General features: G+C 64.5%; 14 protein-coding genes and 2 tRNA genes. 11 read left to right on the top strand and 5 right to left on the bottom strand.

From position 1 onward, the window contains the following. Positions 1-13: 13 nt before the first annotated feature. Entirely contained in the window at positions 14-844 is an 831-nt protein-coding gene (locus PSQ39_RS06310; RefSeq protein WP_273925861.1) for a lytic transglycosylase domain-containing protein, read from the bottom strand. Between the two features lie 716 nt (positions 845-1,560). Here PSQ39_RS06310 and PSQ39_RS06315 point away from each other — a divergent pair. The 3 genes from PSQ39_RS06315 to PSQ39_RS06325 all read left to right on the top strand — a co-directional run bounded on the left by PSQ39_RS06315 (position 1,561) and on the right by PSQ39_RS06325 (position 8,767). Beyond that, positions 1,561-5,277, top strand: a complete 3,717-nt coding sequence (locus tag PSQ39_RS06315) for a DUF748 domain-containing protein (RefSeq protein WP_273925862.1) — start codon at positions 1,561-1,563, stop codon at positions 5,275-5,277. A 258-nt stretch (positions 5,278-5,535) separates the two neighbouring features. Beyond that, positions 5,536-8,283 (top strand): DUF349 domain-containing protein, encoded by a 2,748-nt coding sequence (locus tag PSQ39_RS06320; protein WP_273925863.1) that lies wholly within the window; start codon positions 5,536-5,538, stop codon positions 8,281-8,283. 64 nt (positions 8,284-8,347) lie between these two features. Continuing rightward, the gene (locus PSQ39_RS06325; protein WP_273925864.1) at positions 8,348-8,767 is read left to right on the top strand and encodes a GNAT family acetyltransferase; all 420 of its coding nucleotides are present in this window, start codon (positions 8,348-8,350) and stop codon (positions 8,765-8,767) included. A 62-nt stretch (positions 8,768-8,829) separates the two neighbouring features. Here the strand turns inward: PSQ39_RS06325 and PSQ39_RS06330 are convergent, their stop codons facing one another. From PSQ39_RS06330 to earP, 3 genes are all read right to left on the bottom strand, one after another. After that, on the bottom strand, positions 8,830-9,705 hold the full coding sequence (locus PSQ39_RS06330) for an NUDIX hydrolase (protein WP_273925865.1): 876 nt from the start codon (positions 9,703-9,705) through the stop codon (positions 8,830-8,832). A 131-nt stretch (positions 9,706-9,836) separates the two neighbouring features. After that, entirely contained in the window at positions 9,837-10,391 is a 555-nt protein-coding gene (gene efp, locus PSQ39_RS06335; RefSeq protein WP_273925866.1) for an elongation factor P, read from the bottom strand. Positions 10,392-10,516: 125 nt separating this feature from the next. Beyond that, positions 10,517-11,593 (bottom strand): elongation factor P maturation arginine rhamnosyltransferase EarP, encoded by a 1,077-nt coding sequence (gene earP, locus PSQ39_RS06340; RefSeq protein ID WP_273925867.1) that lies wholly within the window; start codon positions 11,591-11,593, stop codon positions 10,517-10,519. Between the two features lie 117 nt (positions 11,594-11,710). On the opposite strand from earP, the gene uvrC reads away from it, so the two are divergent. After that, a complete protein-coding gene (uvrC, locus tag PSQ39_RS06345) occupies positions 11,711-13,636 on the top strand; it encodes an excinuclease ABC subunit UvrC (RefSeq protein ID WP_273925868.1) in 1,926 nt (641 codons plus the stop codon). 84 nt (positions 13,637-13,720) lie between these two features. After that, a complete protein-coding gene (gene pgsA / locus PSQ39_RS06350; protein WP_273925869.1) occupies positions 13,721-14,287 on the top strand; it encodes a CDP-diacylglycerol--glycerol-3-phosphate 3-phosphatidyltransferase in 567 nt (188 codons plus the stop codon). Positions 14,288-14,309: 22 nt separating this feature from the next. Here pgsA and PSQ39_RS06355 read toward each other — a convergent pair whose 3' ends face one another. Further along, on the bottom strand, positions 14,310-15,251 hold the full coding sequence (locus tag PSQ39_RS06355) for a LysR family transcriptional regulator (protein WP_273925870.1): 942 nt from the start codon (positions 15,249-15,251) through the stop codon (positions 14,310-14,312). Positions 15,252-15,434: 183 nt separating this feature from the next. On the opposite strand from PSQ39_RS06355, the gene PSQ39_RS06360 reads away from it, so the two are divergent. From PSQ39_RS06360 to PSQ39_RS06385, 6 genes are all read left to right on the top strand, one after another. Then, on the top strand, positions 15,435-16,316 hold the full coding sequence (locus tag PSQ39_RS06360) for an alpha/beta fold hydrolase (RefSeq protein ID WP_273925871.1): 882 nt from the start codon (positions 15,435-15,437) through the stop codon (positions 16,314-16,316). A gap of 1 nt (position 16,317) precedes the next feature. After that, on the top strand, positions 16,318-17,403 hold the full coding sequence (locus tag PSQ39_RS06365; RefSeq protein ID WP_273925872.1) for a tartrate dehydrogenase: 1,086 nt from the start codon (positions 16,318-16,320) through the stop codon (positions 17,401-17,403). 308 nt (positions 17,404-17,711) lie between these two features. After that, positions 17,712-17,984 carry an HU family DNA-binding protein gene (locus tag PSQ39_RS06370; RefSeq protein ID WP_007858657.1) on the top strand — a complete coding sequence of 91 codons (273 nt, stop codon included), beginning with the start codon at positions 17,712-17,714 and terminating at the stop codon, positions 17,982-17,984. Positions 17,985-17,999: 15 nt separating this feature from the next. After that, a tRNA-Val gene (locus PSQ39_RS06375) sits at positions 18,000-18,075 on the top strand. A 59-nt stretch (positions 18,076-18,134) separates the two neighbouring features. Beyond that, the gene (locus PSQ39_RS06380) at positions 18,135-20,072 is read left to right on the top strand and encodes a SurA N-terminal domain-containing protein (RefSeq protein ID WP_273925873.1); all 1,938 of its coding nucleotides are present in this window, start codon (positions 18,135-18,137) and stop codon (positions 20,070-20,072) included. 33 nt (positions 20,073-20,105) lie between these two features. Further along, positions 20,106-20,181 (top strand) — tRNA-His (locus PSQ39_RS06385). Positions 20,182-20,238: the final 57 nt, after the last annotated feature.

Consider the following 20,238-nt stretch of genomic DNA (forward strand, 5'->3'; position numbering starts at 1 on the left):
TGGCCGTGGCCGCTCAGGATTGGCTGAGCAAGGCCACCTTTTCGCTGTTCGTGCTGGGCGCGGCGGCGCGCGCCGGAGCTTGCACTGGCACGGTCTGAGGCGTGCTCGGCGGCGTCAGGATCGGCACGTTTCGGCCCGCTGCCACTTGCTGCAGCCGGGTGTGCTCGGCCAGCACTTTGGCGGTGTAGCCGCCATCGTCTTCGATGTTGGCGGCGCCCACGTAGAAGCGCAGACCACCTTCGATCGAGCCCGCCTTGGCGATGCAGTCCTGCAGCACCTTGGCGCCAACGCGCAGATTGGCCACCGGGTCAAAGGCGGCCAGATGACCACCAAAGCCTTGGTACTTGTCGCTGTGCACCTGGGTCATGACTTGCATCAGGCCCTGTGCTCCCACGGCGCTTTGCGCAAAGGGGTTGAAGCTCGACTCAATGGCCATGATGGCCAGGATCAAGGTCGGGTCCAGGCGGCTGCGCTGGCCCACGTCCCAGGCTTCAGCCACCAGGGCGCTCAGTGGCTCGGGGGCCACGCGGTACTTGCGGCTGAGCCAATAGGCCACAGCCGCTTGGGACTTGGGCAGACCTTTGGGGTCGGCGGCGGTCGCACGGTCGCGGGCTTCACGCTCGCTTTGCAGGCCTGTCACGGCCTCTTGTCGGGACTGTAGCCAGCCCATCAATTTTTCTTCGCCCGTCTGACGCAGGTCAGGTCGGGCAGTCAGGGTGATCACGGCAAACGCAACAGCCAGGCCCAGGAGGGCAAAACCGTTGTGCGTGATTTCAAAAAAACCGTCGGCGATGTCGGATGCGAAGGTTCGCAAGCCTCGGGTGATTTGACCTAACGCTGTCATAGCTCTTCCTTTCTACGCGGGGGCGGTTCGGGGTTTGTGCGTCCGCGTGAGCGGGTGCACCAGCCTGGAACCATCCCTCGTTTGGATTGGTACGCCATCAAGTTCCTGCGGTGCCCAAGGGGGTCTGGTGCAGTGAACTGACTTAGCCGGGGTCGGCAGCGGGTTCGGGTTGTCCCTGGTTTGGAAGGGACGGGCGGATTCTAGGAGCATTCAAAATAACAAGTCAAGACTATTAAAACCATTCATTATATCTATAACGGTATAAAAAATGGGTTATAGGGGCCTGGATCTGGATGTCCATACAGTCACCTCTTTTCTCAATGGAAAGTGGGCTGTCGATTGAAAATTCCTTCTTGAAAGGCCTGGGCTGCGGACTATTCTGAACAGGCCTGAGCGTTTCAGGCGACCGTCGGCAAGTGACAGTCCACAGCAGGCTTATGACCCGCTGGCGATGACGAAGCGAACCCGACAACCCCTGGAGGCAATCTCTTGCTTCCCTGCAAGCCGGGACAGTCCTCTCCCGCTTGCATGTTCGACGGCACGGGCGTGTTGCCAGCCGTCAAGCCCGGCAGACCCAGCGACTGGATCTGTCGGGCTTTCTATTGGATGGGGCCTCCTCCCGCTCCCGAGAGGCGTCCATCGATGGCCTCTCGCAACCCTCGGACTTTTGTGATTTTTGACCGCGGACGATTGGCCGGCGACAGCACAATGGCGGCATGAATCTGTTGTCGTCGAAACGCAAAGCCCTGGTGCGTGGTCTGGTCTGGGTGGGTGGGGCCTGTTTGTTGTTCTTGGCTCTGTCTTGGGTCCTGGTCCCCCGTGTCCTGCGCCATGAGATCGAAACCCAAGGCAGCGCCGCCATGGGGCGCCAGGTCAGCGTGGGCGAGATTGACTTCAAGCCCTGGAGTTTGGAGTTGACGCTGCGCGACCTGGCGGTGGCCACCCAGGACGGCGATGGCGCCCAGTTCTCCTTGGAGCGTCTCTATATAGATATGGCTTGGCAGTCCCTGTGGCGACTGGCCCCAGTGGTGGACGCTGTGAGCCTTGAACAACCGGTACTGCAGCTGACCCACACCAAGCCGGGTCACTACGATGTGGACGACTTGATTGAGCGGTTCAGCACGCCAGACGACAAGCCGTCCAAGCCGTTGGCCTTTGCGCTGCACAACCTGAGCTTGCAGGGCGGGGCACTGTCCTTCCATGACACCGTCGCTGGCCATGACCACCATGTGAGTGATTTGCGGCTGGACTTGCCGTTTCTCAGCAATTTCGCCTCGGGGCGCGAGGTTTCGGTGTCACCGCGCTTGGCCTTCAAGTTCAATGGGAGCCGGTTCGAGGCGGACGGTCAAACCGCGCCCTTTTCGGACAGTCGTCAAACCCAGTTGAATCTTCGACTGGAGGCGCTGGATATCCAGCCTTATGTGCGTTACCTGCCATCCAGCTTGCCCGTGCGTTTGCAGGCTGGCCAGTTGGACGCCGATTTGAAGCTGAGCTTCCGTCAGCAGCCCGAACTGTCCCTGTCTTTGTCGGGTCAGTTGGACGCGAAAGGCGTTCGGGTGGCTCAAGCCCAAGGGCAGCCCTGGTTGAGTTTTCCGTCCCTGAAGGTGGCGCTGAAGGACCTGCAGCCCCTGCAGCGCCGGGTCCATCTGGGTGCCGTGGTCTGGCAGGGCGTTGAGCTGGCGCTGTCGCGTGATGCACAGGGGCGTTTGCAGGCGCTGGGCGCCAATGGGACTCCAGCGCCCACAGGGCCTTCCAAGCCCGCCGCTGCCCCAGCAGCGCAGCCCTGGGCGGTGGTGGTGGATGACTTTCAGTTGGCGCAGGCCCGCGTGGCTTGGCAGGACGACAGCACCCAGCCCGTGGCGCGGGCCCAGCTCAGTGACCTGAACTTGTCGGTCCAAGACCTGCAATGGCCAATGCGCCGGGCCGCCCAATTCAAGGGGCAGTTTTTGCTGGCGCCTGAGGCGCCAGCGGCCCGTGCGACAGCGATGGCACCGGCGCGCTTGCGTTTCTTTGGATCGGGCACTGACCAGGCCGCGTCCGTCAGCCTGCTGGTCAATGACCTGCCTTTGTCTTTGGGACAACCGTACGCAGCGGCCTGGTTGCGCCCCACGCTGGCCGGCAAGATTCAATTGGTCGGGGGACTGGGCTGGCGCGCCCCTGACCTGGCGCTGAACCTGAGTGAGTTGGCGGTGGACGATCTGCGCCTTCAGCAAGACGAGCAAAGCTTGCTGTCCTGGGAGCGCCTGGCCCTGCAGTCCCTGCGGCTGGACCTGAGCCGCCAGACCCTGGAGGTGGGCGCACTGAACCTCAGCAAGCCCCGCACCACGGTGTCACGCGATGGCCAAGGTCGGTGGATGGCGGAGGCCTGGTTACGGCCGTCGGTCCCCATGGCCACGCCGACCGTGGCGGCGTCGGACCCTGCGCCGCGCCCGAGTGTCGCGCAGGCTTCGCCCCCGCGTTCAAGCTGGCAATTCAAGCTGGACAAGCTGGCGGTGTCCGGCGGCAGTGTGGGTTGGCGTGACCTGCCCACCCCGGGGCGGCCGGTGCAGCTGGACTTGAGTGCGTTGACCCTGCAGGCCGGCCCGTGGAGCCATGGTCAAGGCACTTGGGGTGCCAGCCCGGTCGCGCTGCAGCTCAACACCGTTGTCAGTGGACGGCGCGCCCCCGAGGCGGAGGCCTCCGGGCCAGGGCGCTTAGATTACCGAGGGACGCTGGACCTGACGACCCTGTCCACCCAGGGCAACCTGGAGGCCAGTCGATTGCCCATCCAAGCCTTGGAGCCTTACTTTGCGGAGGCCCTGAACATCGAGTTGTTGCGGGCCGATGCCAGCTTCCGGGGTGGTTTGAGCTACACCACCGCGAACGCCGGACCCACGCTGCAGCTCAAGGGCGATGTGGCTCTCGAGGATGTGCGCGCCAACAGCGTCCTGGCGCACAACACGGCCGAGCAGGGGCCGCCGACGAGCGAGGAGTTGCTGAGCTGGAAGGCGTTGAACATCCGGGGCTTGTCCTTGGCCATGGTGCCGGCCGCACCCTTGGCGCTGGTCGTGGCCGAAACCTCGTTGACCGACTTGTACGCCAGGGTGGTGGTGAATCCGGATGGCCGGCTCAACCTCCAGCACTTGCTGCGCTCCGCTACGCCGGCGGGCAGCCAAGCGCCCCCGCCCCAGCGAGCCGCCGATCCAGCGCCCGCGACCGCTTCCGCTGTGGCGCCACGTCAGGCACCGCCGACGGCCCCGGTGATCCGCCTTGGGCCGCTGGCCGTGGTCAACGCCAGGGTGCTGTTCTCGGACCACTTCATCCAGCCCAACTACTCGGCCAACTTGACCGAGCTGACGGGACGCATGGGCGGCTTCTCCTCCGTGCCGGGGGCAGAAGGCTTGCCATTGGCGGATCTGGAGCTGCGCGGCCGTGCCGAAGGATCTGCTGCGCTGGAGGTCACCGGGCGTTTGAATCCCTTGGCCAAGCCCTTGGTGCTGGACATTCAGGGCAAGATGCGCGACCTGGATCTGCCGCCGCTGTCGCCCTACGCGGTCAAGTACGCGGGCTATGGCATCGAGCGCGGCAAACTCAGCGCCACCGTGGCCTACCATGTGCAGCCCAACGGGCAACTCACGGCGAGCAACAAGTTGGTGCTCAACCAGCTCACCTTTGGTGATCCGGTGGCCGGGGCGCCCAATTCCTTGCCCGTGAAATTGGCGGTGGCTTTGCTGGCGGACAGTCAGGGGGTCATTGACCTGGACTTGCCGGTGAGCGGCTCGCTCAACGACCCTGATTTCAAGGTCGGCCCCATCGTGGGACGCTTGGTGCTCAACCTGGTCGGCAAGGCCTTGACCTCGCCCTTCAGCCTCTTGGCGGGGGTCTTGAGTTCCTCTTCCAGCGAAACGAGCGAAGTCGTTTTTGAGGCTGGCAGCAGCGCCCTGACCGCCGACAACCGCGCCGCGCTGGACAAGCTCAGTCAGGCGCTGATCCAGCGACCCAGCCTCAACCTGACGGTGGTTGGCCATGCCCAGCGCTTGGGCGAGCGAGAAGGCTACCGCCAACTGCAATTGCGCCAGCTCCTGTTGGCCGAAAAGCGACGCGCCTTGATGCAAGTGGGTCAGGCGGTGCTAGAGCCGCTGAGCCTTGAGGAGGCCGAAGTGCCTCGTTGGCTCCAGGCCGCTTACCTTCAAGCCAAGATCACCAAGCCGCGCAACCTGCTGGGCTTGCCCAAGGAGTTGACGCCAGACGAGATGAAGGCCTTGCTGTTGGCCAGCATCCCCGTGGACGATGATCTGCCGCAGGAGCTGGCGGCCCAGCGCGGCGTGGTGGTGCGCGATTACCTGTTGGCCCAGCAGGTGCCCAGCGATCAATTGTTTTTGGGTGCTGTCAAAACAGAAGACCAAGGCGGTGTTTTGAAGGCTGCGGCCCAACTGCGGCTCAGCGTGCGCTGAGCGTGCGCTGAGCGCGCGCTGGTCCAGCCCGAGCTGCCGCTGAAGGCATCTGCGCGGGGGCTGGCGGCGTGTTCTTCCTCTGTGCCCCATGCGTTTTGGTGCCGATTTATCAGGGCCCAGAAGGCCTTTCGCATGCCGCGCTTGGTGGGGCCGCCCCAATTCGGGCGAAAATAGCGGTTTGATCCTGTGGCGCAGTCGTCTGAGCCACGGCGGTTCCAGGGCCCTGGTGGCCTTGCGCCGTCTTTTACGACCTACAAAATGTTCAGTTTTTCTTCCCGCAACAAAATGACCGACGCCCCTGAAGTGAACCCGGCTCCGGCCAAAGCCCAAGACGCCCATCCCCTGGATGCCCTCACGGGTGGTGCCTTCTCTGCGCCCACTTCGGGCGAGCGTTCTTCGCGCATCCGCGAATGGCTGGCCAGCCAACCTGCCGAGAGCCTGTTGCAGGAGGTGTTCAAGGAACTCAGCGTGCGCGACAAGGGTGCGGCCCGTGCCGTGCGCGAACGCCTGGATGAACTCAAGCGCGCCAAGGGCCAAGAAGTGATTGCCGCCGAATGGGCCGAAAAGGCCCAGGCCCTGCTGGATGCACCGCGTTTGAACATCGCCGACGCCATGGCCTGGCAACGCGACGCCGCCAAGGCCGGCGCCCCGCTGAGCCGCGAGCCCCTGTCGGTGCTGAAGGTGCAACTGGCCGACCGCGTCAAGGTCATTGAAGACCTGCAGCACCGCGTGCAAGTGCAGCGCGAAGCGGCCGTGTTGTTGGCCCAACGCATTGAAGTGCTGTCCACCAAGCCCTGGCGCGATGCCCATGCCGTGCTGGAAGGTCTGCGCGGTGACGTGCAAGCTTGGCAAGACCAAGCCCAAGGTTTGACGGGTGACACCGCCTGGGCCAGCGTCGAATCGCGTTTCCCGCCCATGCTGGACGGCTCCAAGGCCCAGTTGCTGGTGGTGTGGGAGGCCTTCCAGGTCGCCATCACCCAAGCGGTGGCCGCGTCTGAAGATGTGAATGCTGCCTTGCCCACCGTGCCGGTCTGGGCCGATGAGCTGCGCGTGGCCCGAGGCCTGCCCAGCGAAGCTGCCGAGGCCGCAGCCGCTACCGCCCCCAAGCCCGCCCGCACCAGCCGCCCGGCCGTGCCGCCCGAGCTGCGCAACAAGGCTTCGAACATCGTGCGCCAGGCCCTCGACCGTCTGGAAAAAGAAACCGCCGAAGGTCATGGCAAGGCCAGTGCGGGCGCCGCCGCCGCGCTGCGCGCCGTGCTCAAGGACCATGGTCGCTTGATCGACGCCGCGCTGGAGCACCAAGTGCACACCGCCTTGGTGGCTGCTGGTGAGCTGGAAGGCTGGCAGCGCTGGAGCGCCGACCAGGTGCGTGAAGCCCTGGTGGGCCGCGCTGAAGCTCTGCTCAACCGCCCCGAAGGTCAGGCCCTGGGTGGCCGCAAGATGCAGGAAACCCTGCGGGCGCTGCGCGACCAGTGGAAGCAAACCGACCAAGGCGGTGCGCCCAACCATGCGCTGTGGAAGCGTTTTGACGAAGCCTGCAACGAAGCCCACAAAGTGGTTGAAGCCTGGCTCGAAAAAATCAAGGCCGATGCCGCTGAGCACAAGGCCCAGCGCCTGGCGCTGATCGAAGAACTCAAGGCCTGGGCCCAAGCCCAAGCGGGCAGCCATGACTGGAAGGCCATCAACCGGGGTCTGTACCAGTTCAGCGATCGCTGGCGCGATGCGGGCCACCTGGGCGAAAAAGCGTTTGCTGAAATCCAGCCGCTGTGGAAGGAGGCCATTGCCGCCGCTGCCGCACCGCTGGAAGCCGCCCAAAAGGCCAGCCTGGCTGTGCGTCACGCGATGATCGACGAGGCCAAGGCCCTGGGTGCTGCCGCCATGCTGCGCGTGGATGCCGTCAAGGCCCTGCAGCAACGTTGGCAAGCTGAAGCCCAGTCCGTGCCGCTGGACCGCAAGCACGAGCAAAAGCTTTGGGACACTTTCCGCAAACCCATCGATGAAGCCTTCAACCGCAAGAGCGCCGAGCGCGACAAGGCCTCGGCCGCTCTGAGCGAGCGCGACAAGGTGGTGCTGGACGCGGCCAAGGCCCTGGAAGCCGCCAACGCCAGCGGCGATGCGCAAAAGATCCGCACCGCCATGGCCGACCTGGATGCCGCCCTGCGTGGCCAGGCCCAGGCCCAGCAAGCGGTGGTTGCGGCCACCGAATCGGCGGCTGCCAGCGCCGACGCAGCCAGTGCGGCCGCCCAAGCCGAGTCGCCGAATGAAGCCCCGGCCGAAGCCGCTGCCGAAGCGGGTGATGCCGAGGCGGCCCCCGCGGCCGAAGCGGCCCCTGTGGCCAAGCCCGTGGCGCCGCGCAAGGTGGTGGCCGTGCGCGGCGATGACCGCCCTGGCATGAAGAAGGCCGAGCCGGCCCCAGCCGCCCGCCCGGGACGCCCAGGCGAGCGCCGTGATGGCGGCCGTGACGGTGCCCGTGGCCCGCGCGATGACAGCCGCCCGGGTCGCTTTGACCGGGGCGAGCGCACCGACCGTGCCCCGCGTGAAGACCGTGGCCCGCGCCTGGGTGACACCGCCTTCCGCGCCCAGCGAGACGCTTTGGAACACGCCCAGCTGGCGCTGCGCAAGCTGGCCGCCCAGGCCCATGGCGAAGCCCTGACCCAGTTGCTCACCGCCTGGGAAAAGCGCGACCCGGCCCAGCTGCCTGGCACCCAGGAATTGGGTGGCCGTGTCAGCCCCGCCGTGCGGGGTGCTTGGAACCAAGCCCTGGGCAAGGCGCCGCAGGGCGATGCCAGCACAGCTTTGCTGCGCTTGGAAATGGCCGCTGAGGTGCCGACCCCGGCCGAGCACATCAGCGCCCGCCGCATGCTGCAACTGCAGTTGCTGACGCGCCGCAACGACCCGGCCCCGGTTCAGACTTGGGGTCAGGACGCTGCCACCGTGCTCGCCACGGCCAGCGACCCCGCCACGGCGCGCCGCCTACAAAACGCCCTCAAGGCCTTGTTGCGTTGAGCCAGCAGAGGCGCTGATGAGCTCCTCGGCTGATGGTGCAAGCCCAGCCCCACTGGGGGTTGGCTTGCGTATTCGCTCCTACGATGTGGCCGACGAAGCCGCCGTCGTCGCCCTGTGGCGTGACTGCGGTCTGCTGCGGCCTTGGAACGATCCGCACAAAGACATTGCGCGCAAGCTCACAGAGCAGCCCGAGCTGTTCCTGGTGGCTGATTTGCCAGGGCGACCGGTGGTGGGTACGGCCATGGCTGGTTACGATGGCCACCGTGGCTGGGTGTACTACCTCGCGGTGGCGCCTGACCAGCGCCGCCTGGCGATGGGGCGACAGTTGATGCAGGCTGTGGAAGCACGGCTGCTGGCGCTGGGTTGCCCAAAGATCAACCTGATGGTGCGCAGTGACAACCAGCAGGTCATGGACTTTTACCAGCGCTTGGGCTACGCCCAAGATGCCTCGGTCAGCTTGGGCAAGCGGCTCATTCCTGACTGAGGGTGAACCCCTTCAGGTCGCTTGCTCTCTTGTCGCGGTGGGGGCGATGACCCCTGCTGGCTTCAGGGCAGCAAGGCCGCCAATCCGCCTTCGGGCTCAAAGCGCTGGTTGCGAAAGGTCAGCCGGGTTGGGCCATCCCAAGCGGGCTCTGGCCGGCTGTGGCGCGGATCGCCGGGGTAGCAAATGACCCGCAAGCCATCTTGGTCAAAGGGCTCGGGCTCGATCAGGGCCGGCGGGCCTTGGTGGGCCTGTGTCCAGACTTGGTCCACGGACTCGCAGCGGGCCAGCTGGCTCAGGGTCATGATTTGGGGCGGGGCCAGCTCGATCTCGCTGCGCCAGTAGCTTTGCAATGCGGCACGGGGCGTGGTCCACAAAGCTTCTGTGGCTTCGTGGTTGTCGTGTGCGGCGGTTTGCCCTCGCGGGGCGGCGCAGACAAAGAAACGGGTGTCGAAGCGCTTGTTGGTGACCGAGGGCACGCGCGGTGTGATCCAGCGTGACCAAGGTGCCAAGCTGGCGGTCGCCAGGGGCAGGCCCAGCGCCTGGTGCAAGGCCACAAAGCCTTCGCCGCCTTGCCAGCGCCGCAGCACTTCGGCCACGGTTGTCGGGTCCTCGTGGCCCAGCAGCAGGCCACATTCCTCCAGCGTCTCGCGCAGCGCCGCCACGTACAGCCCCAGGGCGATGGCGGGGTCCAGCCCCGGCTCGTTCAAGGCCTGGGCCAGGCGTGGGCCGGCCAGTGGATCCGCCAGGGCGGGGGCCAGGTGGTCGCTGGCTTCGAGTTTGCCGCCCGGAAAGACGTGCACCCCGCCCAGCACGGCCGATCGGCCATGGCGCCGCATCATCAGCAGTTCCAGCCCGGCGCGGCCATCGCGCAGCACGATCACAGACGCTGAGGGAGTGGGGGCCCCAGCCACGACTTCGGAGTTGATTTCAATCGCCATGAGGTCGATTGTGGCGGCTCGGTGTGGCCAGTCCGTGTCGCGGACGGTGCAAACCTGGCCCACCCTGGTGAAAGCCCCATGAAAAAAGCCGCCCGGGTGGGGCGGCTTTCGCGGGGGATCACTGCAGCGGTTTAGACGCGCTTGCGGTATTCGCCGGTGCGGGTGTCGATTTCGATGCGGTCGCCTTGCGACACGAACAGCGGCACGGGCACTTCAAAGCCGGTGGCGATCTTGGCAGGCTTGAGCACCTTGCCCGAGGTGTCGCCCTTGACGGCGGGTTCGGTCCAGGTGATTTCGCGCTCGACGCTGGTCGGCAGTTCGACCGAGATGGCCTTGCCGTCGTAGAACACCACTTCAACGGCCATGCCGTCTTCGAGGTAGTTCAGCGCGTCGCCCATGTTTTCGGCTTCGACTTCGTACTGGTTGTACTCGCCGTCCATGCAGACGTACATCGGATCAGCGAAGTAGGAGTAGGTGCACTCTTTCTTGTCCAAGATGATTTGGTCCATCTTGTCGTCGGCCTTGAACACGACTTCGGTACCGAAGTTGGCGATCAGGCTCTTGAGCTTCATGCGCACGGTGGCCGAGTTGCGGCCGCCACGGCTGTATTCAGTCTTCAGCACGACCATCGGGTCCTTGCCGTGCATGATCACGTTGCCAGCGCGGATTTCTTGAGCGATTTTCATAGGAATAGGGCCCTGCGGGCCTGTTGGGCTTGAATCTGGTTGCCGGGCGGGTGGCCCGCTGCACTGCGCACCACCAGGCTTGCAGGCCCTCTGGGGCCCGCCTGTGTTGCGCAAAACCTCGGATTTTATCGTTTTTCTGTGCAGAAACGAAGTAGCTGCGTCACCAAGTCATCTTGGCGGCACAGGACTTGGCGGGCCGCCTGCACGCATTCGCGCCAAGTGGCCAGTTCCACGGGGGGCAGCGGGCCGCTGTCCAGGCCGTTCCAGACCCGGTGAAACCGCCGCAGGCTGGGTGGGGCTTGCAGCCAGTCCAGGAAGGCCTCGAGCTTCTCTTCGTGGGCGCCGTCGTCTTGTGGGTAGATGTGCCAGACCAGGGGCTGGCCGGCCCACAGGGCGCGCACCAGCGAGTCTTCACCCCGCACCAAGTTGAGGTCGCAGGCGCGCAGCTTGGCGTCAAAGGCGGGCTGGGGCACGGGCTCAGCGAAATCCAGGCGCAGCCAGTCGGGCGCATCGGTTGGGCGGTGCATGGCCTCGCAGGCACGCACGGCTGCGGTAGGGCGGCCAGGCATCACATGCAGCCTGACCGGGCGACCGCCCAGGCCTTGCGCGTGCAATTGGGTCAGCCACGGGGCCAGGCCGGCGGGTTCGTAGCAAAACAGGGAGACCAGGCACTCATCGGTCTGAGCGCCCAGGGTGCGGCGTTGGTGTTCGCGCTCGGCGTCGGTCGGGACGTCCGTCACGCCGGGCTCGCGCAGCAGGCCGCCGGTGCGCGGCGTGAAGCCAGGGTAGAAGAACCATTTGCTCAGTCCGGCCGCCGGTCCGCTCATGACGGGCGAGGGCAGGGCGTGGCAGCGCTCTACCCAGGCCTCGGCCGACAAATACTCCAGGTTGAGCCAGAACGGCGCAGGACCTGGGGCGGCCACGCGCTGGGCCAAGAGGCCCGCATCGATCTCGCAGCCAAAGGCTTCTATCAAGCCGTCGGCGGGCGGCAGGCCGGCCAGGGCGGCGGCGGTCAAGGGGCGGGTCCAGGCGTGGACGCTGACCCCGGGGGCGCCCTGCGGCGCCATCCAGGCCAAGGCCGTGGCGTCGTCCACCCAAAGGCGCACCTGCTCGCCGCGCCGGCCCAGTTCAGCGGCCAGGCGCCAAGCGACGCCCAGGTCGCCGTGGTTGTCTATGACGGTGCAAAAAAGGTCCCAGAGCATGGCGGTGTGTGTGGTGAAGGCCGCCATTGTCACCGCCTGGGCGGGCGGGACCTGGGCCTGCGGGCTTGTTTTGCGCGCCGTGGCAGGTCCGCCGGGCTGGGCCCACAATACGGCCCCATGTCTGATGTGCATTCCGAACAGCTGCTGTCCGAGGTGGCGGCTTTGCCCGCCTTGCCCGGTGTTTACCGTTACTTTGATGCGGATGGGCTGTTGCTCTACGTGGGCAAGGCGCTCAACCTCAAGCGCCGGGTGTCGAGCTACTTCCAGAAGAACCATGGCGGCACGCGCATTGGCCACATGGTCAGCAAGATCGTGCGCATGGAGACCACCGTGGTGCGCTCCGAGGCCGAGGCCTTGCTGCTGGAAAACAACCTCATCAAGACGCTCAACCCCAAATACAACATCCTGTTTCGGGACGACAAGAGCTACCCCTACCTCAAGCTGGCCAGCCACGACTTCCCGCGCATGGCCTACTACCGTGGCGCAGTGGAGAAGAAGCACCGTTACTTTGGTCCGTACCCCAGTGCCTGGGCGGTCAAGGAAACCATCCAACTGCTGCAAAAGGTGTTTCGCCTGCGCACCTGCGAAGACACGGTGTTCAACAACCGGACCCGGCCTTGCCTGCTCTACCAGATCAAGCGTTGCTCGGGCCCGTGCGTGGACCTGATCTCCCCCGAGGGCTACGCGCGTGACGTGGCCGACGCCGAGCGCTTTTTGCGTGGTGAGGCTCAGGGCGTGCTCAGCGAGTTGGAGGCGCGCATGATGGCGCACGCTGAGCGCCTGGAGTTTGAACAGGCGGCGGAGATTCGCAACCAGATGACGGCCCTGTCGCGCGTGCTGCACCAGCAGTCCATGGACACGGCCTCCGACCAGGACGTGGACATCCTGGCCGTCAAGGTGCAGGGCGGGCGCGCCTGCGTCAACCTCGCCATGGTGCGGGGTGGGCGCCACCTGGGTGACCGACCCTACTTCCCGGTTCATGTGGAAGACGCAGTGGCGTTGTCCGAGCTGGACGAGCACCCGAGCGACACCGCACAAGAGGCCCCGGTCGCGGTGCCGGTCGAGGTGCGTGTGCTCGAGGCTTTCATTGCCCAGCATTACCCAGGGGTGCCCGTGCCGGCCATCTTGGTGACCAGTGTGGCGGTGGACAAGCGCTTGCTGTCGGTGCTGTCCGAGCAGTGCGGTGTCAAGATCACCGCGGTGCACAACCCGCGCGAGCAACGCCGCATCTGGCTGGAGATGGCGCAAAAGAATGCCGATCTGCAGTTGGCGCGCCTGCTGTCGGAAGAAGGCTCGCAACAAGCCCGCACCCGTGCCTTGATTGAGGCCCTGGACCTGAGCCCGGATGACCTGGACCAGTTTCGCGTCGAGTGCTTTGACATCTCGCACACCGCGGGCGAGGCCACGCAGGCCTCGTGTGTGGTGTTCCAGCAGCACAAGATGCAAAACAGCGAGTACCGGCGCTTCAACATCGAAGGCATCACGGGCGGCGACGACTATGCCGCCATGCGCCAGGTGTTGACCCGTCGCTACAGCAAGGTGGCTGAGGCCTTGCGCGAGTCCGGTGGCGCAGCCCCCGCGCCGGGCCAGGCCCGCCTGCCCGACCTGGTGTTGGTCGACGGCGGCAAGGGCCAGGTGTCGATGGCGCGCGAGGTGTTCGAGACCCTGGGCCTGGATCTGTCGGTCATTGTCGGGGTCGAAAAAGGCGAGGGCCGCAAGGTCGGGCTCGAGGAGCTGGTGTTCGCCGATGGCCGAGACAAGGTCTACCTGGGCAAGGATTCCGCCGCGCTGATGCTGGTGGCGCAGATCCGCGATGAGGCCCACCGCTTTGCCATCACCGGCATGCGGGCCCAGCGCGCCAAGGTGCGGGTGGGCGGCAGCCGCCTGGAGGACATCCCCGGGGTCGGCCCCAAAAAGCGGGCCCGCCTGCTGCAGCGTTTTGGCGGCGTGCGCGGGGTGGCGGCGGCCAGCGTGGTCGACCTCAGCACGGTGGAAGGCATCTCGCCCGACCTGGCGGAAGAGATCTACCGGGCCCTGCGCTGAGTCCTGGTCGCAGGGCACCAGGGCGGTGCTGCAAATGCCAGCGCTGTCAGGCAAAAGCAGGCCAAGGCATGACACAATTGGTGCATGTTCTTTACCATCCCCACCATCATGACCTGGACGCGCATCGTCGCGATCCCTTTGATCGTGGGGGTGTTCTATTCGCCGCTGGACCCGGCGATGCGCAACCTGATCGCCACGGTCATGTTCGTGGTCTTTGCCGCCACCGACTGGCTGGACGGCTACCTGGCGCGCAAGCTCAACCAAACCTCGTCCTTTGGGGCCTTCCTCGACCCGGTGGCCGACAAGTTTTTGGTCTGTGCGTCGCTGCTGGTGCTGGTCCACTTGCAGCGCGCCGATGTGTTTGTGGCGCTGATCATCATCGGTCGTGAGATCGCCATCTCGGCCTTGCGCGAGTGGATGGCGCAGATTGGCGCTTCCAAGAGCGTGGCCGTGCACATGCTGGGCAAACTCAAGACCACGGTGCAGATGGTGGCCATCCCCTTCTTGCTGTTTGACGGCCCCTTGTTCGGTGTGATCGACACGAGCCTCTGGGGCACTTGGCTGATCTGGGGCGCAGCCGTGCTCACGGTCTGGTCCATGGTGTACTACCTGCAAAAAGCCCTGCCAGAGATCCGCGCCCGCGTGAAGTGAGCGGCCGGCTGGGGCGGGCGCTTCAAGCCCGAGGCAACCAGGGCTCGCCCTGAAAGCGATCGCGCAAAAAATCAATCAGCAATCGAACACGGCGCGGCGTGCGCGCCTGCCAAGGCATCAGCCAGTGGATGTCGGCGTCGGCCATGCTCCAGGCGGGCAAGACCTGTTCCAAACGCCCGTCCTGCAAAGCGCCCGCAATGTCCCAGCGGCTGCGCAGCATGATGCCCTGGCCTGCCAGACACCAGTCGCGCACCAGCTCACCGGAGTTGCTGCTCAGTGCACCGCTGACCGTGATGCGTTGCACCGCTTTGGTCCGGCCGCTCGGGTTGCTGTGCAGGGTCCAGTGGTCAAAGCGTTGGCTGGGATCGCCGCCGTTTTCGCGCACCACCAAGCACTGGTGCTGGCTCAGCTCGGCGGGCAGGGTGGGGCGCCCATGGCGCTGCAGGTAGGCGGGGGCCGCCACCAGCACGCGCTGGTTGCGTGCCAGGCGCTTGGCCACCCACTCGGAGGCCCGGTGGCCTGGCAAATTCCACAACCAGACGGCGCCGTCATAGCCCTCCACTGCCAGGTCGGGCAACTGCTCCATCAACTGAAGCTGAACCTGCACCCGAGGGTGGCGCGCCTGGAACTCGGCCACAGCGGGGCCCAGCCACAGGCGACCAAAGCCAAAGGTGCCCGCCAGTCGGATCAGGCCGGTGGGCTCAGATTGGCGTTCGCGCAGCTCCGCCTCTGCGCGCTGAAAGCCCTGCAGCAGCTGGCTGGCGTGTTCGCACAAGGCCTCACCATCGGCCGTGGGGCTGACTTTGCGGGTGGTGCGCTGGAACAGCCTCAGCTTCAGCTCGCTCTCCAGCGCAGCCAGGCGTTTGGTCACGGCGGGGGGCGCCACATGCAAGGTCTTGGCGGCGGCGGTCAGGCTGCCGTGTTGGCGAATGGCCAGCACCAGCTCCAGGTCGGCTCTCTCCATTTGTTTCCTTGGTGGAAATAATCGATTGCCTGATTATTGCTGGCTTCCGAGATAAGCTCGGCTCACAACATCATTTGGAGACATGCCGAGGGACCCTTGTTGCGGGTTGGGGTGGGTGGGGCGTCGCGGCGCACCGGATGCCTTTCCTGCTTTGCCCAGCGCCCTCTGGCTTCAACACTGCCCATGCTGAGTTCTTTTGCCACCGAGACCGTGCAGCGCCAGGGCCTGGCGCTGCACACCCGCCGCGCCGGCCAGGGGCCGGCCTTGCTGCTCTTGCATGGTCACCCGCAGACCCATGCCATGTGGCACCGCGTGGCCGAAGACCTGGCCCAGCGCTTCACCGTGGTGATGATGGATTTGCGCGGCTACGGCGATTCAGGTCGGCCTGAGCCCGATGCCTTGCACCTCAACCACTCTCGCCGTGCGATGGCCTTGGATGCGGTGGCGGTCATGCAGCACCATGGCTTTGAGCGCTTTCAGGTGCTGGCCCATGACCGGGGAGCCCGGGTGGCGCATCGTCTGGCGGCAGATCACGAGGCCCGCGTTGAGCGCCTCATGTTGCTGGACATCGCGCCCACCCTGGCCATGTACGAACAGACAAGCGAGGCCTTTGCACGCGCCTACTGGCACTGGTTCTTCCTGATCCAGCCACCGCCGCTGCCCGAGGCCTTGATCGACAGCGACCCCGTGCGCTACCTGCACAACGTGATGGGCAAGCGACACGCCGGTTTGGCCGCGTTTGCGCCACCAGCGCTGGCCGAGTACGAGCGCTGCATTCGACGGCCAGGCAGTGCGCAATCCATTTGCGAAGACTACCGGGCCAGCGCCGGTGTCGATCTTGAGCACGACCGCAGCGATGTCCAGGCCAAGCGCCGCTTGGAGCAGCCCTTGCGCGTGTTGTGGGGCGACAAGGGGGCGGTGGGTGCCAATTTTGATGTGTTGGGTTTGTGGCGCGAACGTGCGTTGACAGTGAGCGGGCGGGCCTTGCCCTGCGGTCACTACATCGCCGAAGAAGCGCCTGCCCTGTTGTTGCAAGAAGCGTTTGAATTTTTCAGGAGTGAATGACATGAGCCAGAAACGAATCGCCGTCATCGCCGGGGACGGCATCGGCAAGGAAGTGATGCCCGAAGGTCTGCGCGTGATGGACGCCGCCGCGCGCAAGTTCGGCATTGACCTGCACTTTGACCACTTCGATTTTTCGAGCTGGGACTACTGCGAAAAGCACGGCAAGATGCTGCCCGACAACTGGAAGGACCAGATTGGTGGCCATGACGCCATCTACTTTGGTGCCGTGGGCTGGCCCGAGAAAATTGCCGACCACGTCTCGCTGTGGGGCTCGCTGTTGTTGTTCCGTCGCGAGTTCGACCAGTACATCAACCTGCGTCCGGCTCGCCTGATGCCCGGCATCATCGCCCCCGTGGTGCGACGCGATGGCTCGCCCCGATTGCCCGGCGAAATCGACATGTACATCGTGCGCGAAAACACCGAAGGCGAGTACTCCAGCATCGGCGGGCGCATGTTCCCAGGCACCGAGCGTGAGATCGTCATGCAAGAGACGGTGATGTCGCGCATTGGTGTGGACCGCGTGCTGAAGTTTGCGTTTGAACTGGCCCAGTCGCGCCCCAAGAAGCACCTGACCAGCGCCACCAAGTCCAATGGCATTGCCATCACCATGCCCTACTGGGACGAGCGTGTGGCGGAGATGGCCAAGGCCTACCCGGGTGTCAACGTCGACAAGTTCCACATCGACATCCTGACCGCCCACTTTGTGCAGCGCCCCGACTTCTTTGACGTGGTGGTGGCCAGCAATTTGTTTGGCGACATCTTGAGCGATCTGGGCCCGGCTTGCACCGGCACCATTGGCATCGCGCCCAGTGCCAACCTCAACCCCGATCGCAAGTTCCCGTCGCTGTTCGAGCCCGTCCATGGCTCGGCGCCGGACATCGCGGGTCAGAACATTGCCAACCCCATTGGCCAGATTTGGTGTGGCGCCATGATGCTGGAATTCCTGGGACACAAGGACGCCCACGACGCAGTGCTGGCTGCGATTGAAAAGGTCTTGGACCCCCAGAGCGGGGCTCCACGCACCCGCGACATCGGCGGCACGGCCAGCACCAGTGACCTGGGACGCGCCATCGCCGAAGTGTTGTAAAGCGCAGGCCTGTCGGCTTGGTCTGTGCCCAGCTGTCACCTGGGTGCCAGGCTGGCCCTGCAAAAACTCCAGCACCAGCGCCAAAGTGGGCCTGAAAAAGGTCTAGAATCCGCGTCCGCGCTGTTGCAAAACAGCCCGTCATATTGACACCGTGCAGGTCCATCGTTTTAATCGGTTCAGCAGTTGCAACTGCGACCAAGGCCTCCCGCCCAGCGGAAAAACACCATCCCAGGATGGCTCCGTTGAGGGGAGGCAAGATTTTTGATGAGACGCACAGATCAACACTATTTCTGAACGAGGGGCTCCTTGTGAATAAGACCGAATTGATTGAGCACATTGCCAACAACGCCGACATCTCCAAGGCTGCTGCTGCACGCGCCCTGGAGTCGACGATCGAGGCTGTCAAGAAGACCCTGAAGAAGGGCGGCACGGTTTCGCTGGTTGGCTTTGGTACCTTTGCGGTGGGCAAGCGTGCTGCTCGCACGGGTCGCAACCCGCGCACCGGCGATACAATCAAGATCAAGGCTGCTAAAGTCCCGAAGTTTCGTCCAGGCAAGGCATTGAAAGATGCTTTGAACTGAGATCCAGTTCAGGTGGGGTGCTTAGCTCAGTTGGTAGAGCAGCGCCCTTACAAGGCGCGGGTCGGCGGTTCGAGCCCGTCAGCACCCACCACCACCGATGCAAAGGCGAACACATTGTTCGCCTTTTCTTTTTGTCCTTGAAAGATCGCCATGTTTGAGTCCATCCGCAAGCACTCGAAGATCGTCATGATCGTGCTGTTCTTGCTGATCATCCCTTCGTTTGTTCTGTTCGGTATCGATGGCTACAACCGTGCCATGGAAAAAGGCACTGCCGTGGCCAAGGTCGATGGGCACGACATCAGCCAAGGCGATTGGGACCTGGCCCATAAGAACGAAGTTGAGCGCCTGCGCGCCCAAATGCCCAATATCGACGCCAAGCGCTTCGAGTCGTCCGAGGCCCGCTATGTGACGCTGGAGCGTCTGGTGCGTGAAAAAGTGTTGGCCGCCGCGTCCGCCTCCATGCACCTCGTCACCAGCGATCAAAAGCTGGCCCGCGCGCTGCAAGAAAACCCCACCATCGCGTCCTTGCGTCGCCCCGATGGCTCGTTGGACGTGGACCGTTATCGCCAATTGCTGGGCGCCCAAGGCATGACCCCCGAGATGTATGAGGCCGGCATGCGCGCCGACCTCTCGACACGCCAGGTGCTGTCCGGCATCAATGGCAGCGTGATCGCCCCTGCGGCCCAGGCCAATGTGGCGCTGGGCGCTTTCTTTGAGCGCCGCGAGATCCAGGTGGCGCAGTTTCGTCCGTCCGACTTTGCCTCGCGCGTGAACCCCAGCGAGGCGGAGCTGGACGCTTACTACAAGGCCAACACCAACCGCTTCCAATTGCCCGAGCGTGCCACGGTCGAGTACGTGGTGCTCGACATGGAAGCCGTCAAAAGCGGCATCAGCGTCAACGAAGGCGACCTCAAAACTTACTACGAGCAAAACACCGCTCGACTGGCGGCCAAAGAGGAACGCCGTGCCAGCCACATCCTGATCACCGCAGCCAAGGATGCCCCGGCGGCGGAACGTGAAAAAGCCAAGGCCAAGGCCCAAGCCTTGCTGGCCGAAGTGCGCAAAGCGCCCAACACCTTTGCCGATGTGGCGCGCAAGAACTCGCAAGACCCCGGCTCGGCCCCCAAAGGCGGTGACTTGGACTTCTTCGCTCGAGGCGCCATGGTCAAGCCCTTCGAAGATGCTGCATTTGCCTTGAACAAGGGTGACATCAGCGACGTGGTGGAGTCTGACTTTGGCTACCACATCATCAAGCTGGCCGACATCAAGACGCCGCGCCAAAAGAGCTTTGAAGAGCTGCGTCCTGAGCTGGAAGCCGACCTCAAGCAACAACAAGCGCAACGCAAGTTTGCCGAAGTGGCTGACAGCTTCACCAACCTCGTGTACGAGCAGGCCGACAGCCTCAAGCCCGCCGCCGAGCGCCTGAAGTTGTCTGTTCGCACCTTCAAAGACCTGACCCGTGCTGGCGCCAACAACCTGCCTGGCGCACTGGCCAACCCCAAGATTTTGGAAGCCATCTTCTCGGCCGATTCGGTGAGCAAGAAGCGCAACACCGAAGCCGTCGAAGTGGGCCCCAGCCAGTTGGTGGCCGCTCGCATCACTGACTACACCCCGGCCCGCATCCAGCCCCTGGACGAAGTCAAGGCCAAGGTGCGTGAGTTGTTGGTGGCCGACCAGGCCGCTGCCTTGGCGCGCAAGGAAGGCGCCGACAAGCTCGCTCTGTGGAAGGCCACGCCGGCATCGGCCAATCTGGCTGCTGCGGTGGTGATCTCGCGTGACGAAACCCAAAAGCAAGCGGCGCCGGTGGTGGACGCTGCGCTGCGCATCCGTGCCAGTGCCTTGCCGGCTTTCGTGGGGGTGGACCTCGGTTCGCAAGGCTATGCCGTGGTCCGTGTGACCAAGGTGGTGCCCCGCGCCGGTGTGGACGAAGCCCGAGCTCTGCAAGAGCGGGGTCAGTACGCTCAGTGGTGGGCCGCGGCTGAAACACGCGCCTACTATGAGTTCTTGGCCGACAAGTTCAAGGCCCAAATCAAGACGCCCAAGCCCGCTGCAAATTCTTCTGAAGAAAATTCGCAAATTGGTGGTTGAGCCGAAAAAACGGTATATAATCTAGAGCTTGCGGTGGCTGTAGCTCAGTTGGTAGAGTCCAGGATTGTGATTCCTGTTGTCGTGGGTTCGAGCCCCATCAGCCACCCCATCGAATACCTAAGAAAAACAATAACTTAGATACTGTCGATAACTCCCCGGGGAAGTT

It is taken from the genome of Curvibacter microcysteis (genome assembly GCF_028649455.1).
Lineage (GTDB): Bacteria > Pseudomonadota > Gammaproteobacteria > Burkholderiales > Burkholderiaceae_C > Curvibacter > Curvibacter microcysteis.

What these genes read in the sequence shown, in the direction of transcription:
- PSQ39_RS06310 (WP_273925861.1), bottom strand. Translation starts at nt 844, where the DNA reads ATGACAGCGTTAGGTCAAATCACCCGAGGCTTGCGAACCTTCGCATCC.
- PSQ39_RS06315 (WP_273925862.1), top strand. Translation starts at nt 1,561, where the DNA reads ATGAATCTGTTGTCGTCGAAACGCAAAGCCCTGGTGCGTGGTCTGGTC.
- PSQ39_RS06320 (WP_273925863.1), top strand. Translation starts at nt 5,536, where the DNA reads ATGTTCAGTTTTTCTTCCCGCAACAAAATGACCGACGCCCCTGAAGTG.
- PSQ39_RS06330 (WP_273925865.1), bottom strand. Translation starts at nt 9,705, where the DNA reads ATGGCGATTGAAATCAACTCCGAAGTCGTGGCTGGGGCCCCCACTCCC.
- efp (WP_273925866.1), bottom strand. Translation starts at nt 10,391, where the DNA reads ATGAAAATCGCTCAAGAAATCCGCGCTGGCAACGTGATCATGCACGGC.
- earP (WP_273925867.1), bottom strand. Translation starts at nt 11,593, where the DNA reads ATGCTCTGGGACCTTTTTTGCACCGTCATAGACAACCACGGCGACCTG.
- uvrC (WP_273925868.1), top strand. Translation starts at nt 11,711, where the DNA reads ATGTCTGATGTGCATTCCGAACAGCTGCTGTCCGAGGTGGCGGCTTTG.
- pgsA (WP_273925869.1), top strand. Translation starts at nt 13,721, where the DNA reads ATGTTCTTTACCATCCCCACCATCATGACCTGGACGCGCATCGTCGCG.
- PSQ39_RS06355 (WP_273925870.1), bottom strand. Translation starts at nt 15,251, where the DNA reads ATGGAGAGAGCCGACCTGGAGCTGGTGCTGGCCATTCGCCAACACGGC.
- PSQ39_RS06360 (WP_273925871.1), top strand. Translation starts at nt 15,435, where the DNA reads ATGCTGAGTTCTTTTGCCACCGAGACCGTGCAGCGCCAGGGCCTGGCG.
- PSQ39_RS06365 (WP_273925872.1), top strand. Translation starts at nt 16,318, where the DNA reads ATGAGCCAGAAACGAATCGCCGTCATCGCCGGGGACGGCATCGGCAAG.
- PSQ39_RS06380 (WP_273925873.1), top strand. Translation starts at nt 18,135, where the DNA reads ATGTTTGAGTCCATCCGCAAGCACTCGAAGATCGTCATGATCGTGCTG.